The sequence below is a fragment of the Mycobacterium sp. M26 genome, from assembly GCF_001494595.1.
Taxonomy (GTDB): domain Bacteria; phylum Actinomycetota; class Actinomycetes; order Mycobacteriales; family Mycobacteriaceae; genus Mycobacterium.
This window is the reverse complement of sequence record NZ_LN929907.1, coordinates 439,468-457,022: the sequence shown is the minus strand read 5'-3', so window position 1 is coordinate 457,022 and position 17,555 is coordinate 439,468. Positions and strand designations below refer to the sequence as shown.

15 protein-coding genes and 1 pseudogene are annotated in these 17,555 nt (G+C 65.7%); 7 read left to right on the top strand and 9 right to left on the bottom strand.

All coding sequences use genetic code 11. The features are described from left to right. Positions 1–324: 324 nt before the first annotated feature. The 3 genes from BN3385_RS02235 to BN3385_RS02225 all read left to right on the top strand — a co-directional run bounded on the left by BN3385_RS02235 (position 325) and on the right by BN3385_RS02225 (position 6,106). A complete protein-coding gene (locus tag BN3385_RS02235; RefSeq protein ID WP_059014661.1) occupies positions 325–2,358 on the top strand; it encodes a toprim domain-containing protein in 2,034 nt (677 codons plus the stop codon). A gap of 9 nt (positions 2,359–2,367) precedes the next feature. Continuing rightward, positions 2,368–4,506, top strand: coding sequence for a DNA gyrase subunit A (locus BN3385_RS02230; RefSeq protein WP_059014659.1), 2,139 nt, complete (start codon positions 2,368–2,370; stop codon positions 4,504–4,506). A gap of 292 nt (positions 4,507–4,798) precedes the next feature. Beyond that, positions 4,799–6,106: an NtaA/DmoA family FMN-dependent monooxygenase gene (locus tag BN3385_RS02225; protein WP_059014658.1), complete on the top strand. Its 1,308-nt coding sequence runs from the start codon at positions 4,799–4,801 to the stop codon at positions 6,104–6,106. 211 nt (positions 6,107–6,317) lie between these two features. Here the strand turns inward: BN3385_RS02225 and BN3385_RS02220 are convergent, their stop codons facing one another. After that, complete coding sequence (locus BN3385_RS02220; RefSeq protein ID WP_059014655.1) at positions 6,318–7,706, bottom strand: oxygenase MpaB family protein; 1,389 nt, start codon at positions 7,704–7,706, stop codon at positions 6,318–6,320. Between the two features lie 76 nt (positions 7,707–7,782). Between BN3385_RS02220 and BN3385_RS02215 the strand changes: the two genes are divergently transcribed. Together BN3385_RS02215 and BN3385_RS02210 are read left to right on the top strand one after the other, a co-directional pair. After that, positions 7,783–8,253 (top strand): DUF4174 domain-containing protein, encoded by a 471-nt coding sequence (locus tag BN3385_RS02215; RefSeq protein ID WP_059014653.1) that lies wholly within the window; start codon positions 7,783–7,785, stop codon positions 8,251–8,253. Positions 8,254–8,298: 45 nt separating this feature from the next. Beyond that, a complete protein-coding gene (locus BN3385_RS02210; RefSeq protein ID WP_156432512.1) occupies positions 8,299–8,553 on the top strand; it encodes a hypothetical protein in 255 nt (84 codons plus the stop codon). Here BN3385_RS02210 and BN3385_RS02205 read toward each other — a convergent pair. The 5 genes from BN3385_RS02205 to BN3385_RS02185 all read right to left on the bottom strand — a co-directional run bounded on the left by BN3385_RS02205 (position 8,550) and on the right by BN3385_RS02185 (position 12,078). After that, on the bottom strand, positions 8,550–8,984 hold the full coding sequence (locus BN3385_RS02205) for a pyridoxamine 5'-phosphate oxidase family protein (RefSeq protein WP_082690240.1): 435 nt from the start codon (positions 8,982–8,984) through the stop codon (positions 8,550–8,552). The genes BN3385_RS02210 and BN3385_RS02205 overlap by 4 nt on opposite strands. A 42-nt stretch (positions 8,985–9,026) precedes the next feature. After that, positions 9,027–9,632 (bottom strand): CIA30 family protein, encoded by a 606-nt coding sequence (locus BN3385_RS02200; RefSeq protein WP_059014647.1) that lies wholly within the window; start codon positions 9,630–9,632, stop codon positions 9,027–9,029. Positions 9,633–9,683: 51 nt separating this feature from the next. Continuing rightward, positions 9,684–10,085 (bottom strand): type II toxin-antitoxin system VapC family toxin, encoded by a 402-nt coding sequence (locus BN3385_RS02195; RefSeq protein WP_059014645.1) that lies wholly within the window; start codon positions 10,083–10,085, stop codon positions 9,684–9,686. 21 nt (positions 10,086–10,106) lie between these two features. Then, entirely contained in the window at positions 10,107–10,364 is a 258-nt protein-coding gene (locus BN3385_RS02190; protein WP_059014643.1) for a DUF3297 family protein, read from the bottom strand. Between the two features lie 100 nt (positions 10,365–10,464). Then, positions 10,465–12,078 carry an arylsulfatase gene (locus BN3385_RS02185; RefSeq protein WP_059016286.1) on the bottom strand — a complete coding sequence of 538 codons (1,614 nt, stop codon included), beginning with the start codon at positions 12,076–12,078 and terminating at the stop codon, positions 10,465–10,467. A gap of 129 nt (positions 12,079–12,207) precedes the next feature. Here BN3385_RS02185 and BN3385_RS02180 point away from each other — a divergent pair, with 129 nt between their 5' ends. Then, positions 12,208–12,576 (top strand): hypothetical protein, encoded by a 369-nt coding sequence (locus BN3385_RS02180; RefSeq protein ID WP_059014641.1) that lies wholly within the window; start codon positions 12,208–12,210, stop codon positions 12,574–12,576. A 58-nt stretch (positions 12,577–12,634) separates the two neighbouring features. Beyond that, entirely contained in the window at positions 12,635–13,117 is a 483-nt protein-coding gene (locus BN3385_RS02175) for an ATP-binding protein (protein WP_353612210.1), read from the top strand. A gap of 92 nt (positions 13,118–13,209) precedes the next feature. On the opposite strand, the gene BN3385_RS02170 is transcribed toward BN3385_RS02175, so the two are convergent. The 3 genes and pseudogenes from BN3385_RS02170 to BN3385_RS02160 all read right to left on the bottom strand — a co-directional run. Beyond that, positions 13,210–13,635 (bottom strand): SRPBCC family protein, encoded by a 426-nt coding sequence (locus BN3385_RS02170; RefSeq protein ID WP_059014639.1) that lies wholly within the window; start codon positions 13,633–13,635, stop codon positions 13,210–13,212. A 396-nt stretch (positions 13,636–14,031) separates the two neighbouring features. After that, positions 14,032–16,560: a preprotein translocase subunit SecA gene (gene secA / locus BN3385_RS02165; protein WP_156432510.1), complete on the bottom strand. Its 2,529-nt coding sequence runs from the start codon at positions 16,558–16,560 to the stop codon at positions 14,032–14,034. A gap of 54 nt (positions 16,561–16,614) precedes the next feature. Next, positions 16,615–17,555: pseudogene (locus tag BN3385_RS02160) on the bottom strand (hypothetical protein); the annotation flags it as partial.

Genomic DNA, 17,555 nt, shown 5'->3' with positions numbered 1-17,555 from the left:
CTGTTCGGAGATCGCTGATTTGATGGCGTCTCTCCCAGGCCGTGCTGACGTGCAGACGGAGCGGGAGAGCCAGCGGATGGCCGTGATGGAACGCGGCCGGGGACTGCTGACATCGTTTCGGTGAGCTGACCGGGCCGACGCGCAACGCCGCCGGTGCGCCGCACCACACCACCGGGGCCCTTTCCTGGCACCATTGAGGGTGACCGCGAGTTCGAGAGCCACTCCGTATCAGGAGCATGGTCATGGTCGCTCAGCTGCGGATACACCAGATGGTCGGACCGGCCGTCTACCATTCCACCGGCCACCCGATGGAGAGGACGAGAGTTGAGTTACACCGCGGCTGACATCACCGAGCTCGATGATGTCCAGCACACCCGCCTGCGGCCGGCGGTGAACCTCGGTCTGGACGTGCTGAACACCGCCCTGCGCGAGCTGATCGACAATGCGGTGGAAGAGGTCGCCGACCCCAGCCACGGCGGATCCACCGTCACGATCACTTTGCACGCCGACGGGTCGGTCAGTGTCGCCGACGACGGCCGCGGACTGCCCGTGGACACCGACCCGACCACCGGGAAGAACGGCATCGTCAAAACCCTGGGCACCGCGCGGGCGGGCGGCAAGTTCTCCGCGCACGCCGACGCCACCGGCACCGGGGCCGGGCTGAACGGTATCGGCGCCGCGGCCGCGGTCTTCATCTCGGCGCGCACCGATGTCACGGTCCGCCGCGCCGGAAAGACCTACGTACAGAGCTTCGGCAGCGGCTACCCCGGCGTGTTCGACGGTAAGGACTTCGATCCGAACGCGCCGTTCACCCGGTCGGACACCCAGAAGCTGCGCGGGATCGGCAACCGCAAGCCCGACGCCCAGGGCACCACGGTGCGGATCCTGTTCGATCCGGCCGTCGTGCCGGATTCCACGCTGAACATCGGCGAGGTGCTGCTGCGCGCCCACGCCGCGGCGCGGATGTGCCCCGGCGTGCACCTGATCGTCGTCGATGAAGGCTGGCCGGGCGACGAGATTCCGCCGGCGCTGCTGGAGCCGTTCAACGGCCCGTGGGGTACCGACACCCTGCTGGACCTCATGTGTACCGCGGCCGGCACCCCCACGCCGTCGGTGCGCGCCGTCGTGGAAGGTCGCGGCGAGTACACCACCGGCCGTGGCCCGACACCGTTCCGCTGGTCGCTGACAGCGGGCCCGGCCGAGCCGGCGACGGTGGCCGCGTTCTGCAACACCGTGCGCACACCGGGTGGTGGTTCGCATCTGACCGCGGCGATGAAGGGGCTCTCCGAAGCGCTGGCCGACCGGGCGTCGCGGATCCGCGACCTGGGCCTTGCCAAAGGCGAAGAAGGCCCTGAGGCACAGGATTTCGCGGCGGTCACAGCCCTGGCGGTGGATACCCGCGCCCCCGACGTGTCCTGGGATTCCCAGGCAAAGACAGCGGTGTCGTCCCGCTCGCTGAACCTGGCGATGGCCCCGGATGTGGCGCGCAGCGTCACGATCTGGGCGGCCAACCCGGCCAACGGCGACGCCGTCTCACTGTGGACCAAGCTGGCACTGGAGTTCGCCCGGGCCCGGCGCAGCGCCGAGGGCGCCAAGGCCCGCTCCCGGGCGGCGTCGAAAGCCAAGGGGCTCGGCACCAATCTGTCGCTGCCGCCGAAGTTGCTGCCCAGCAGGGAAACCGGGCGCGGTTCGGGCGCCGAACTGTTCCTCTGCGAGGGCGACTCGGCGCTGGGCACCATCAAGGCCGCCCGCGACGCCACCTTCCAGGCGGCCTTCCCGCTCAAAGGAAAGCCGCCCAATGTCTACGGCTTCGCCCTGAGCAAGGCGCGGGCGAAGGATGAATTCGATTCCATCGAGCGCATTCTGGGCTGTGGGGTGCGGGACAACTGCGACCCCGAACAGTGCCGCTACGACCGGATCCTGTTCGCCTCCGACGCCGATCCCGACGGCGGCAACATCAACTCGAGCCTGATCTCGATGTTCCTGGACTTCTACCGCCCACTCGTCGAGGCCGGCATGGTCTACGTCACCCTGCCGCCGCTGTTCGTGGTGAAGAACGGTGACGAGCGCATCTACTGCCAGGACGAGTCCGAGCGGGATGCCGCGGTGGCCCAGTTGAAGGCGACGTCCAAGAAGCGAGTGGAAGTCCAACGCAACAAGGGCCTGGGCGAGATGGACGCCGACGACTTCTGGAACACCGTCCTGGATCCGCAGCGGCGCACGGTGATTCGGGTCCATCCCGACATCAGCGAGATGAAACTGCACCACACATTGTTCGGCGGCCCGCCCGAGGGACGTCGCACGTGGATGGCCGAAGTCGCCGCCCGTGTCGACACCTCCGCGCTGGACCTCGACTAGGAGTACTTCGTGACCGCCACTCTGGACATTCCCGAACAGAACCCCGACCTGGTGCTCGACCAGAGCGCCGATGACTACTGGAACCACTACCAGCTGACCTTCGCGCTCTACAGCGTCAGCGACCGCGCCATCCCGTCCGCGTTCGACGGGCTCAAGCCGGGCCAGCGCCGGCTGCTCTACCAAATGCACGACTCCCGGCTGCTGCCCGGCAACAAGCCGCAGAAATCCTCGAAGGTCTGCTCAGCGGTCACCGGCAACCTGCACCCGCACGGCGGCGCGTCGATGTATGGCGCGGCAGCGCTGATGGCGGCCGAGTTCCAGCGCGTGAAAGTCATTGACGGCCAAGGCGCTTTCCCCCGCATTCAGGGCGACATCCCGGCCGCCGACCGATACACCGAGATGCGGCTGTCTGCTCCCGGCGCGGCATTGACCGCCGAGCTCGACGACCACGCCGTGCCGATGGTGCCGACGTTCGACGGGGAATGGACCGAGCCGACGATGCTGCCGGCCCAGTGGCCGGTTCTGCTGTGCAACGGTGCCGTCGGCATTGCCGAGGGGTGGGCCACCAAGGTGCCGGCCCACAATCCCCGCGAGGTGATGGCTGCCTGCCGGGCGCTGCTGAAGACCCCAAACATGACCGACGACAGGCTGGTCAAACTCATTCCCGGGCCCGACTGGGGCTGCGGCGCCACCGTCGTCGGGACGGCGGGGCTGCGGGAGTACATCACCACCGGCCGGGGCGCGTTCACCGTTCGCGGCACGATTCAGATCGACGGCAAGAACTGCGTCATCACCGAACTGCCGCCCGGGGTTGCGAGTAACACTGTGCAGGAACGGATCCGGGCTCTGGTTGAGTCCGGCGAGATGTCCGGTGTAGCGGATATGTCGGACCTCACCGACCGGCGCAACGGGCTACGGATCGTGGTGACCGCCAAGCGCGGTTACAGCGCTGAGGACATCCGCGAGCAACTGCTGGCCCTCACGCCGTTGGAGTCGACGTTCGCCGCCAGCCTGGTGGCCCTCGACGAGAACCGGGTGCCGCGCTGGTGGTCGGTTCGTGAACTGATCGCGGCGTTCCTGACGCTGCGGGACTCGGTGGTGCTGCACCGCAGCGAGTACCGGCTGGAGAAGGTGACCGCGCGCCGGCACCTGGTGGCCGGGTTGATGACCATCCATCTGGACATCGACGCGGCCGTCGCGGTGATTCGCGGCTCCGACACCGTCGACGAGGCCCGGCAGGGCTTGCAGGAGCGTTTCGGGATCGACGCGGTACAGGCTGATTATGTTCTGGCACTGCAACTTCGACGGCTGACCAAACTCGATGTCATCGAGCTACGCGCCGAGGCGGAGAAGCTGGACGCCGAGTTCGCCGAGCTGACCGAGCTGGTCTCCAACCCGGACGCCCGCCGCGTGGTGATCGACCAGGAGCTCGTCGAGACCGCAAAACTGTTCAAGGGTCCCGAATTCGACCGCCGCACGGTCCTGGACGCCGAGGCCACCCCGGTGACGTCGAGCAGCGATGAGGACGGACCGCGGGAACGGAAGGTCAACGCGGCCTGGCGCCTGGATGACCGCGGGGTGTTCTCCGACAGCCACGGCGAGCTGCTGACCTCCGGTCTGGGCTGGGCGGTCTGGACCGACGGGCGGGTGAAGTTCACCACCGGCAACGGCTTGCCGTACAAGATCCGCGACATTCCGGTGGCGCCGGACATAACCGGCCTGGTGCGCTCGGGGGTGCTCCCGGAGGGGTACCACCTGGCATTGGTGACCCGGCGCGGCAAGGTGCTGCGGATCGACCCGGCCTCGGTCAATCCGCAGGGCGCTGCGGGTAACGGTGTCGCGGGCGTGAAGCTGGCCGGCGATGACGACGAGGTGATCGCCGCCCTGCCGGTGTCGTGCGGCAACGGTGAGGCGATCCTCTCGCTGGCCGAAAAGAGCTGGAAGGTCACCGAAGTCGCCGACATCCCGGTGAAGGGCCGCGGCGGCGCCGGCGTCGGATTCCACCCGTTCGTCAAGGGCGAGGACGCGCTGCTGGCCGCCTCGATCTCGGCGACCGGTTACGTGCGCGGCACGAAGTCGGTGCGCGCCGAGAACCGCGCCAAGGCGTCGATCAAGGGCTCCGGAGCCGACGTCACACCGGCGGACTAAACCGACTCATCCGCAACGGATCTCCGAACACAGAGAATCCACGTACGGCTGGGCCTCGCGCTCGCGGCTGCTGGTTCCGCTTACGGACCAGGCTGAGAGCACCGCCGGAGGTCCTCGACCACGAACGGCACCTGATCGTCGGGCAGCGCAGCGGCCGCTCTTTGCGGTTGTCCGTGCCGCGCCGTACCTCACGGCCTATCCGGCCTAATTCGAGCGAGACGCGGGGGAAACATGGTGGACACTGCACCGCGATTGGATCTCGCTGACAGTTCAATCTCGTTAGTGAGGCCAGATGCCAGCAAAACCGTTCCACCTCGGATGGTTCCAGACTTTCCAGGCCAACGAGTGGAAGACTCCGTACACGCTGTCGGAGGGGGTTCCGTTCACCGGGGACTTCTACGTCGAGCTGGCCCAGGCGCTCGAGCGGGCCTGCTTCGACTTCCTGATGCTGGAAGACACCGTCGGGATCCCACGCGGTCTGGAAGGCACCACGGCTCGCGCTCTGGAGACCGGAGACTCCTGTCCGAAACAGGATCCGGTGCCGCTGGCCGCGAAGGTCGGCGCGCTGACCCGGCAGCTGGGCATTGTCGCGACGATGTCCACGACGTTCTACCACCCGTATGCGTTGGCGCGCCTGGCCTCGACTATGGACTCGCTCACGAGTGGGCGCTTCGGCTGGAACGTGGTCACCAGCGCGAAGGACGAAGCGGCCCAGAACTTCGGCCTCGATGAGATGCCGGAGCACGATTTGCGCTACGAGATCGCCGACGAGTTTGTTGAGCTGGTGAACGCACTGTGTGACAGCTGGGAACCGGGAGCGATCGTGCGCGATCGCGAGAAGGGAATCTACATCGATCCCAGTAAGGTCCATGACGTCAACTTCGTCGGCAAGCACTTCAAGTCGCGGGGTCCCCTGACGTGCGTCCGCTCACCGCAGGGGCGCCCCGTCTACCTGCAAGCCGGCGGGTCCCCGGCGGGGCGAGCCTTCGCCGCCAAGCACGCCGACGCGATCATCGCCTGGGCGACTGGAATCGAGGGGATGAAGGACTACCGAGCGGATATCCGCAAGCAGGCCGCCGCCGCTGGGCGCGATCCAGATGACGTGAAGGTGATGTTCCTGTTCTCCCCGATCCTCGGCGAGACCGAGGCGGAGGCCCGAGCCAAGATCAAGGCGCTGAACGAGGAGGAGATCCCGGCACTTCTCAAGGCGTTGAGCTCGAACTTCTACGCGGACTTCACCAAGATGGATCTTGACGAGCCGGTCCCTTACTTCGTCACGCGCGGTGAACAGGGATCACTCGCCGGGTTCGCCCAGTGGGGAACTGGCAAGACGCTGCGCCAGTGCATGGCGGCCCAATCGGGAGGCGGCGCCACCTCCTTCGAGGCCATTGGGACGCCGGACCAGGTCGCCGACATCATGGCGGCGGCGATGGAAGAGGTCGGCGGTGACGGCTTCCTGATCCCAGGGGATGGCGGGTCGTTGACGCGTCACAGGATCATCGAGATCTGCGACGGACTGGTGCCTGCGCTGCAGGCGAGGGGTCTGACCCGGACGAGCTATTCACACGCGCTATTGCGGGACAACCTGCGGGCGTTCTGAGCCCTGACCCGCCGAGGGCGATTTGGGTTCGGTGTTTCCTGTTGTGGCTTCTCAAAGGTCGTTCCGGTTACGTCCTGTTGCCGCCAATGTCCCGACCCCGGTGGCTTCGCCGGCATGACATCGGCGTTCATGCACGATGGCGCCGCCGTCGTGATCGGCGGCGCTTCTGGCATGTTCCGGTGAAGGCCCGCGGTGGCGTCACACCGGCCGGCTAGCCGGTGAAGCCCTCCCCCGACGTCGACCGGTCGTGGTGGGTGTAGGTGGACGGGCTGTGGTTCTCGCGGGCGATCTTGTCCAGCATGGCAATTCGCTCGCGGGCAGCCGCGCCGCTCTTCTTCCGGTCCTCACGGATCGGGTTGGACCACGGCAGTCGGTCGGCCACCATCGCGATGCCCACGTTGAACTTGGTGATCTCGGCGAAGTAGCGGGCCCGGCGCTCGAAGTTGTAGCCCAGCGGTTCGAAGAGGGTGCCGGCCACCATGGCCTCGATCTGCTGGTAGCCGAACACGACACCGGCTGGTGCCAGCGCGATGCTGGCGGTGATCTGGTTGGCGTACCGGGACACCAGATTCCGAACCCAGTCGGGCAGCGCCTCGGTCAGCGTGGTCAGGTGCGCCGGACCGGCGATGGCGTCGACCAGCTGAGCCCGCCACGGCGACGGGTTGCCGCCCCTGGCGAGCACGTAGTTCAGCGACTTGATCAGCTCGATGCCGTTCTCGGAATGCAGCAGCTCCGGAGCTCCCCACAACCGCCCGGAGAACGACGAGTACTCGGCGAGGTCCTCGAGCTGCTGCGGGGTGAGCTTGCGGCCGAAGGCGTGGTCGACGAGGCGGCCGAGCAGGAGCCCGCTACCGAACCCGAGCAGCGAGGTGACCGGGATGGGTTCGCCGAACTTGAGATAGACCTCGTCGCCCCACTTCCGACGCAGCCCACGACTGGCCAGGGCGTGCATCAAGCGCACCCGCACCACGTCCTGGAAGGCCTGCGAATTGCGGTCGAAGATGTCGGGCAGCGTGAAGGCGGCGAACACCCGGGCGGTTTCGATGAAGCGTCGCGGACCGTCGTCGGCGAAGCGGCCGGTCGCACCGGTGGCCGCGGAGATGTCACCCGTCATCGCGGTCTCGTAGAACGCCCACGAGCGGATGATCGTGGTGGCGGCCCAGGTGCTCGACAACGCCAGCATCCGGCCCCGCTCGGCGGACACGAGATCGAACTGCGCCGGCAGCTGATCGAGGTGCTCGAAGAGCTCCACGAACTCCGGCGGCGGATTGTCGAGCGTGTCGATGCCACGGGTCAGCGCCTGCTCGAACAACGCCCGGCCTTGCTCGGGGCCGAGGCGCTCGAACGCTTCGACGGCGCCGATCATGTACTCGTCGCGCTGCCAGAAGTAGTCGTCGCGCAGGCGGGTGAGGTCACTGGGTTGGACCTCTTTGTCGATGTCGATCCACTCGCCGAACAGGAACTCGCGCATCCGGCGCCACTGGTCGGCGAAGTAGTCGCGGCCGGGTGGGATGGGCCGCAGCGGCCGATCTGGATGATCGCGGCGATTGAAGTCGACGTCCTCGAGAAGGATCTGCGGACGTTCACCAGTCACGGTCATGAGGCGACGTTAGCGCGGCAGCCATCAGCTGGCAACGACCGTTGTCATTTTTCGCTGATTACAGTGGAGAAGCACCATGGGCGTACCGCGCGGCATCCTTCGTTGGACGATTGTCCTTGCTGTTCTGCTGGTGAGCACCGCCCTTGGGTCGGCTATCGCCGTGGCCGCTGAACTCGGCGACTATCGCTGGGAGCGTCGTCCCCTGCTGGTGTTCGGTCCCACCCACAACGATCCGCGTCTCGCCGAGACGGTGCGGCGGATCGACGCCACGCGCTGTGACTTCACCAGCCGCGACATGGTGCTCGGGCAGGTTCTGGCCGCGGGCGGCAGCACGCTCGATGGTCAACCGATCGACGCGGAGGCGTCACAGCGGCTGAGGGCGCAGTTCGCGATAGACGCGGATGCCTTCACGGTGGTGCTGATCGGCAAAGACGGCGGCGAGAAGTTTCGCGTCACCGGCATCCCGGATCTTCAGCGAATCTATACCGTGATTGACGGTATGCCGATGCGCAGCAACGAGATTCGGACCAACCCACTACGGTGTTGATACCATCGGCAACAACTCCAGGAGCCAGTAGATATGCCAACCTTCATGGTGGTCGCGACGTTCAACCCCGAAACCGACCTTCCTCAGATGCGCACCGTCATCGCCGAGGAGGTCGCACAGGTGAAGGTCCTGGAGAGCGAGGGACGACTCGCCTCAGTCCATATCTCTTCCGCACGCGGCACCGTGTTTCTCGAAGTCGTCGCTGAGGATGCCGACGGTGCGCTGGCCACGGCGCAGACGCTGCCGATGGCGAAGTGGTGGGCGATCGACGTCTTTCCGACAGACAAGCCGCCGGCCTAAGCGGACGTCGAGTTGCCGTAATCCCAGGACAACGTCCGTACCGGCGTCACCCGAATGTAGGCGGCGCCCGGTCGGGGTGCGGTGGGCCATTCGGATTCCGGCACACCGCGCGCCCGCGCCCCGGCCCGCGCGAGTTCGAGAGCTTCATCCGAGCCGCGGACGATGCGGGCGCGCCCCTGGATCATCACGCCGCGGATGTCGGCCATGGTGGAGCCGTCTTCGAGCATGATGCTGACGTTCGGGTTTGCTTCGATATTGGCCACCTTGCGGGTGCCGTCGCGCACACCCAGGATCACGTCGCGGTCGAGGCGAAAGTATCCGAGAGGCACAGAGTGCGGGAAACCCTCAGAGTCGATGGTGCTCAGTACTGCCCAGCCCGGCCGGCTATCCAGATACGCCGCAACTTCTTCGTCACTGAGTTTTCGTGGCATGCCGTGAGGCTAACAAGATCGAATGCGGATCAGGGCGATGGTTCAGCGTGACGAGTCAATGACACTGACGACGAGCTGGAACGGGCCCTCTTGCTTGTCCAGGATGTAGATGCCGACGCGGTTGATGGTCGACGGGTCCAGCGGCGGCGCCGGTACAGGGTTGAGGAACATGCCCACCGATTCGAAGCCGGCGATAGGCAGTTCATAGGCTCGCCGGGCGCCGGCATCGGTGGAGAAGCGCTGGATGTAGGACCAGGGCTGGCCGGTTTCCACTTTCAGGACGTAGGTCTTGCCGTCCCCCAGTGCTCGCACACTCAGCGCGGTCGCGCCGCTGGCCCGAGTACCGATCTCAGGGTCGACCGGACCGCGGGCGGAGGCGAATCCGCCGTTGTTCTCCAACGAGATATTGCCCGCGAAGACCAGCCCACCGTCACCGAACGACACCGACGAGGTCGACCGGCCGCCCATGACGGGATCGTTCACCGTGGTCCAGGCGGCTACCGCGTTGCGGTCGCTGAGGTCGACGAGAACGGCCGGTTCGTCAGCACGGGCGATCGGTCCGAGGTTCACACCCGACATGATCAGGATCGCCAGGCAGGCAATCGCCACACCCGTCCACGACCACCGGCGATGGTGATAGTTGCCCATCACCCCAATGTAGGGACGTTGGCCTAGCTGTCAACGACGCCGTGATCGGGTCTAGGCCCGCAGGATCTCGGCCGGAGACACGGTGGTGACGAAACCTTTTGCAGCAGAAGAAAGTTCGGCGTCTGCCGTTGCGAGGGCGTCTGCCTGGAGCCTGGTCAGTGCGATGTACTCGGCCCGGTAGGTGTCCGACCAGTTCAGCTCGGCAGCGATGCGCCAGGCATGGTCCTGCAGCGTGCGATCGCCGAGAAGCCGGATGCGCAACCCCCGAATGCCGTCGAGAATCGTGCGCCCCGACCTCTCCTCGAGTTCTCCACGCTGGACCGATCCGTACACCAGGGCGAGCACCTGCGATCGCAGCAGCGTAGGCGCAGTCAGACTGTGCTCGGAGGGAATCCGAGCTCGACTGGTGGCGAGATCGATCGCCACCGGCGCGTCAACGACAAAGATCGTCATGACGGATCCCGCGCGGCGTCGCTACTCCGTCGAGCGGAAATAGGGCTCAACCGTGCCACTGCGCTTGACGACCATGGGATTGCCGCGACGATCCTTCGCGGTAGGGATTTCGACACGCACCCAGCCCTCGGCCACGTCATATTCGTGAACGTTGGTTGTGTCGACGCCGTTGAAGCGGATACCCACGTCACGCAGGAGCACCTCTTCGTCGTAGAACGGGCTGCGCGGATCGATGGAGAGGTGGTTGGGCGGAACGTCGGTGTTCTGGTCCTCAGACATGATGGCTTTCGTTCAATCCTGCGTCAGGTACGTGGACGTGCTTCCCGAAGAATCTACGCGCTGGTGCGGAACCGGCTGGCACCGATACGGGTGAGCTTGATCAGAGGGCATCCAGGTCCAGATCGAAGAGCGACACGGGCCCGACGATGACGCCGTTCTCCTCGACGTAGCGGTCCCAAAGCTCGAGCAGTTCTGCCAGCTTGTCGGGCCTTGCGGCGGCCAGGTCGTGAACCTCACCAGGGTCGCGCGAGAGGTCGTAGAGTTGCCAGGTTCCCGGGCCGTACGGCGGGGGCAGGTGCAGCGCTTTCCAGTCGCCCTGCCGAATTGCGCGGCGGCCGAACAACTCCCACCCGGTGCCGGTGTCGGCGTCATGTACCGAGTCCGCCTGCCCGGACAGGTAGGGCACCATCGACCGGCCGCGCATCGGCTCCACCTCCCGGTCCCGGTACGTGGTGCCGGGATGCTCGGCGCCGGCCAGCTCCAGCACCGTCGGGGCGATGTCCATGACGGTGGTGAACGCCGTGCCGATCTCGCCCTGGCGGTCAAAGCCCGGCCAGCTCACGAAGCCCACCACCCGGATTCCGCCCTCGGTGGTGAAGGCCTTGTGCAGCCGCGACGGCGCGGTAGCGGCCTGCGCCCAACGCGGGCCGTACCAGGCCCAGGAGGTGGGAGCGCCGAGGTTGTCCACGCTGTTGTCACAGTGCTTGGCGACGAACGCTTCGATCTCGGGGCCGCGCAGCGGCATCGCCTCGACGATCGTTCCCTCCGCGCCGTTGTCCGACAGAAAGATCACGACCGTGTTGTCGAGCTCGCCGGTGCTGTCGAGATAGTCGATCACCCGGCCGATGTTCCAGTCCATCCGGTCGACCATGGCGGAGTAGACCTCCATCTTGCGGGCGGAGACGGCGCGCTCCTCGTCGGTCATATCCGCCCATTCGGGGGCGCCGTCGGCGACCACCGGGTGCGGCTCGACGTCGGGTGGGCACAGGCCCAGCCGGATGAGCGCCGCCAGCCGCTCCTCGCGCAATGCGTCCGGTCCGGCGTCGTAGCGGCCGTGGTACTCGGCGATGGTGTCCTGCGGCGCGTGCAGCGGCCAATGCGGCGCCTGGAAAGGCAGGTAGGCAAAGAAGGGCTGGTCCTCAGCGTCCTGGGGTCGCTCGCGAAGGTAGCGCAGCAGCGTGTCGGTATACACATCCGACGAGTAGAAGTCCTCGCCGACCGTGACGAATTGATCGTCTTCGGTGAACATCGTCGGCACTGGCGAGAGCCCGCCGCCCCCGCGGGTGCCGTAGTGGCTGGCACCGGCCGGCAGCAGGGCGAAGGAGCGGTCGAATCCCCTTGCCCACGGCGACCTTTCGATCGTGTCGCCGAGATGCCACTTGCCCGCCATGAGCGTCTGGTAGCCGGCGTCGCGCAGCAGCTCCGGCAGCGCCACGACCCGGTCGTTCAGATAGCCCTCGTACCCGGGGCCGCCCTGGAAATCTGGTGCGGCCATCTCGAGCATGGTGCCGATTCCGGCGACGTGGTGATCGGTTCCGGTCAGCAGCATCGCCCGCGTCGGCGAGCAGGCTGGCGCGGAATGGAAATCGGTGAGCCTGATTCCCGAGTAGGCCAGCCGGTCCAGGTTGGGGGTGTTGATCTCCCCGCCGAAAGCGCCGATATCGGAGAACCCGAGGTCGTCGGCCACGATGACCAGAAAGTTGGGACGTGTCACGCTGAAGAATCCTGTCACGGGCCACCCCTGAAGCTGGCGTTCATCTCACTTTCGCCGACCTGCGTGAACTCACCGGTCCGGCCCAGATCCGCCGAGCCCGGGAATCCGGCGAGGTCTAGCGTGAGCGGCATGGGTTTGTTCAGTCATGAGGAGTTCCGGGACCCGGGCGACGGCGTTGGTGGCGGCGCTAGCGGCGGGTCTGTTGAGCGAGCTCGGCGCGCTGAGCTCAGCGAGTACGGGACGGATGAACCGGTAGTCGTGGGTCCGGGGTTGCCGCCTGAGGACGGTTCCTGCGGTCAGTTCGCTGTGCAGTTTCACGTGCCTACGTCAGTGCTGTTCGGATTGAACCGTATTGCGGCTCTCCGCGGGGTGAGTGTGCCGGAGGTATGCCGGCAGGTGATCGGTGTGTTTGTTGCCCAACAGGAGGGTGAGCTGGGTGCATTGCTTGCCGCCGAAGCCGAGGCGGCTGATTACCGGCCGAGTTTGGGTGAGGCGTAGTCGCGCTCGCCGCAGGGACGCCGCCTGGACCTGCTCACTGCTGCGATAGGTCGGTTGAATGCGCGTTATGACTTGCCCCAGGGCGGTTTTGGTGACCGGGATGTCTGGCGTTGGGAAGTCAACCGTGCTGGCCGAGCTTGCCCGCCGCGGCTTCGCGACCGTTGACACCGATGACGGTGGCTGGATCGACGTCGTCGACGGTGAACCGCTCTGGCGAGAGCCACTGATCCAAGGGCTGTTGAACCGACCGCGCGAGGGTCCGCTCATCGTTCAGGGCACGGTCGCCAACCAGGGGCGCTTCTACGACCGCTTTGATGCGATTGTCTTGCTGAGCGCTCCGGTCGACGTTGTGCTGCGGCGCATCGCGGACCGTACGAACAACTCCTTCGGAAAGACAGTGGAGGAACGCTCCAAGATTCTGGCCGACATTGCTGAGGTGGAATCGCTGCTGCGACAAGCAGCGACTCATGAAATACGAACCGACCGCCCTCTGTCGGAAGTTGTCGACACGGTGGCCGACATCGCCTGCGGAGCCGCTTGAATCGAACCACCGGACTCGTTGCCAGATGTTGGAAAGCCACACCCTTTGGAGGCTCGGCTCAGGGCGGGGCAGCCCTTCTCCACGTCACGCGGTTAGTCGGTGAGCTTCGGGAGACCCCTTGTGATCGAGGACGCGAGCACCTTGCCGACCAGTGCCGCGAGCCCGGGGACCGCTGAGTCGAAACCGATCGTGTAGTTCAGTCTCGTACCGCCGCCTGCCGTCGGCGTCAGCTCCTGGCGGCCCCAATGGCCCCTCAGCGGACTGCCCTTCGTGATCTTGTACTCGATAAGCGTGTTCGGCTGGGCCGTTGTCGTGGTCTCCTCGAACGCCGGAAGCGGACCGATCTTGATGCGGCGGACGGAACCGACGCCATTGCGCGAGGTCGCTCCGTCACTGACGCGAGTGATCTTGGCGCCGAAGACCGGGCCGAGGTTCTCGTGCTCGGCGAGCTTTTCGAACACGGTCTGGGGGTCGGACTTGAACTCGTGAGTGATGCGGACTCGTTCGGGAGTGGTCATAGGCTCGGATACTAGGACGCCAACGTGTTGGTCCGGGCACCGCAGGGTAGCGCGAGTGACTGTTCGAGCAGTTCCGACATGAAGTTCGCCCCGAACCCGCTTCGCCGCGCCACGCAGCTTCCGATGCTGCACGCAGCAGCAGCTACAGTTCTGTAGGTTCTCGAATTCCGCTTCATTTCGCCTGCCTCTGATCTGCACCTACCGAGTTTGTCTCACGTCGATTCGTTGGCGTTTCGTCTCACTAAGCGTTTCATTCCCTAGCCGAAACGGAACCCGAGTACGGGGCGCTGGTTGGGCCTATTCCTATTGGGAAGGCGGGAGTCTCAAACTAATCCTGACCCTTAAGACCAGCTAATCCTGATCGTTGAGGCCAGTTCTTAGCTTAGGCTCAGGCAGTTACCCGCCGAGCTCCGCCGCATCGCTATCCAGGTTATGCGTGCCCCGCGCCGGCGCGGCCAGAACGGCTTCGGCCACTTCCGCCTCGATGTCCTTCGCCATGTGCTCGAAGCGGTGAGTTGCCCCAGCGGTGAACTCCACCAGCGGATCCCGTCCGGCCGATGCGCGCCACTGAACGGCATCTCTCAGCGTCTCGAGTTCGTACAGATGGTCTTGCCAACGCCGGTCGACTACCGCGAGGGTGGCGCGTCGCTCGAAATCGATCAGTTGGTCGCGACCCCAATCGCGCTCGCGCGCGGCGAGAATCCGATCGGTGTCGTCGACCAATAGGTCCACGAGGTCGTGCCAGCCGTGCCGGGAGGCAACCACGCGGTCTACTGCGGCACGATCAACGCCAACCGGATACAGCTCGGCCAACTGGTCGAAGAGTGGTGCGGTTTCCTCTTCGTCTTCGCCCAGGTGGCGACGGCCTCGCATGACGGCATCGTGCAAGGCGTGGCGGATCATCGTCCGGATCTGTTCGTGGATGTCGTTGCCGGCCAGCAATTCCCGTCGTGCCTCATAGAATGCGCGGCGCTGCCCGTCGAGGACGTCGTCATACTTCAGGACATGTTGACGTTCCTCGAAGGCGACCGCCTCGGCTTCGGCCTGGGCCATGTCGACTATTGCGGTGAGTCGGGGGCTCCTGATTGCTTCCTCGGGGCTGACGTTCAAACTGCGCAGGAACGCCTTGATCCAGTCAACCTTGAAGCGTTGCAATAAGTCATCTTCAAGGGACAGGTAGAACCGGGTCTCGCCGGGATCGCCCTGCCTTCCGGCCCGGCCACGGAGCTGATCGTCGATGCGCCGTGAATCGTGGCGCTCTGTGCCGATCACACACAGTCCGCCAATGCTCAGCACATACTTGTGCTCGTCATAGCTCTCAGCTCGTTTGCGTTCGAGCACCGGAATCCACTCGCGTTCGTAGGTTTCCGGGTCAGTGACCGGGTCGATGCCTCGCTCCCTAAGTTCGACCTCCGCCTCGAATTCGGGGTTGCCGCCGAGCATGATGTCGGTACCGCGTCCGGCCATGTTGGTTGCCACAGTCACCGCGCCCCGCCGCCCGGCGCGCGCGACGATCGCCGCCTCCCTTTCGATATAGCGGGCGTTGAGCACCTCGTGCGGGATACCGCGTTCGCGGAGCACGTCAGACAATTGCTCTGACTTCTCCACGCTGACCGTGCCAATCAGCACCGGCTGCCCACGGTTGTGCCGGTCGGCAACACTGTCCGCGACGGCGTCGAACTTCGCCCGATTGGTGCGGAATATCTTGTCCTCGCGGTCGATTCGCTGGCTCGGCTTGTGATCCGGGATTTGCACAACGTCCAGGCCATAGGTCCGATGGAACTCCGGGGCGTCGGACCGAGCAGTCCCAGTCATCCCCGACATCCGGCTGTAGCGACGAAAGTAGTTCTGGGCACTAATCGTCCGTAGCGTCTGGTTCTCAGGGTGAATCGTGACGTGCTCCTTGGCTTCAAGCGCCTGGTGCAGGCCGTCGCTGAAGCGGCGGCCTTCGAGCACACGCCCCGTGCTCACATCCACAATCTCTACCTCGTCCTCCGAGACGATGTAGTCGCGATCCCGAACGAAGAGTTCCTTTGCCTTGAGTGCGTTCTCCAGCATCCGAATTCGCCACGCATGCTCAGGCATGTAGAGGTTGTCAATCCCCAGCCTGGCTTCGACGTGATCCATACCGGGTTCCAGCAAGGCAGCGGTGTTGAGCTTGTCATCGACCTCATAGTGATGGTCAGCCACCATCTCCTCAGCGATGGTCGCGAACCGCCCGTGCTCGTCGGGCACAGGGTCAGACAGCCCCGAGATGATCAGAGGGGTTCGGGCCTCGTCGATCAGCACCGAGTCGATCTCGTCGATCAGCACGTAGTTGTGCCCGCGCTGCACGACACCATCCAGCGATGGCGCCATGTTGTCGTTGAGATAATCGAAAGCCAACTCAATGCCTGTGGCGTAGGTGATGTCAGCAAGATAGGCACGCCGACGGGATTCCGGACTCATGTCGGACAACACCACGCCCACAGAGAGCCCGAGAAACCGGTGGATGCGTCCGATCTTCTCAGCGTCGCGGCCCGCGAGGTAATCGTTGACCGTCACAACGTGCACGCCATCGCCGCTCAACGCGTTCAGGTAGGACGGAAGGCTTGCCACCAACGTCTTTCCCGATCCCGTCGCCATTTCTGCGATATGGCCCAGATGCAAGGCCACGCCGCCCATCAGCTGCTCATCGAAATGGCGCTGGCCGAGTGTGCGCCGTGACGCCTCCCGAACTGTGGCGAACGCTTCGGGCAACAACGCGTTCATCGACACCCCATCGTGGAGCCGGCGCCGATAGGCGTCGGTGAGCGCACGCAATTCGGCATCGGTCAGATCCCGATAGTCGCCCTCTATGGCGTTCACCCGGCCGACGAGCTCCTCGATGCGCGCGAACGACCGCCCCTCCCCAACTCGCAACATGCGATGAAGCAGGTTCGACATCAGCACCTTTCAGCCGAAAACGGTTGCCCCCAAGTAGGTATCAGTCCTACTCCATTACTCAGCCGTGTCGGACGATTCTTCTTCGTCATCCTCTTCGCGGCGCCTGCCGGCAATGACCAAGCCAGTTCCCGCGCCGACCAGCGAGGCCGCGATGCCGGCCAGCACACCCACTCCGTCGGCGCCGGTATGTGCCAGCTCGCCTTCGGGTGGAGCGCCAGCGTTGGAGTCGAAATCAGCCGGCGCAGTCTCGATGGTTGACTGGCCACCGTTGTGCTGCGTCGACAAGCCCGACGCCGGCGTTCCGGACGCGGTCTCGTTGGTCAGCTCCCCAACATTGTGCTGCGTCGACAAGCCTCGCGCCGGCGTTCCGGGCGCGGTCTCGTTGGTCAGTTGGCCGCCGTTGTGCTGCGCCGACAAATTCCACCACGGCGTCCCGGGCGCGAGATCACCCGGCACCGCCCCCGAACCCGGCACCGAGGTCTGCCCAACAAGCGTCGGTGCCTGAACCGACGGCGTCCCCTGCACCAGCGGCGGCACCCCCTGCTCCACCGGCGTCGGCGTCTGCTGGCCGGTCACCGTCGGCGGCACCACCTGCGGAGTCTCCTGACCCGTCAGCGTCGGCGGCACCACCTGCGGGGTCTCCTGACCCGTCAGCGTCGGCGGCACCACCTGCGGGGTCTCCTGACCGGTCAACCCCGGCGGCGGCAACGTCGGGGTCTCCCCGGTGTAGCTCGGCGGCACCACCTGCGGAGTCTCCTGACCCGTCAGCGTCGGCGGCACCACCTGCGGAGTCTCCTGACCGGTCAACCCCGGCGGCGGCAACGTCGGGGTCTCCCCGGTGTAGCTCGGCGGCACCACCTGCGGAGTCTCCTGACCCGTCAGCGTCGGCGGCACCACCTGCGGGGTCTCCTGACCGGTCAACCCCGGCGGCGGCAACGTCGGGGTCTCCCCGGTGTAGCTCGGCGGCACCACCTGCGGAGTCTCCTGACCCGTCA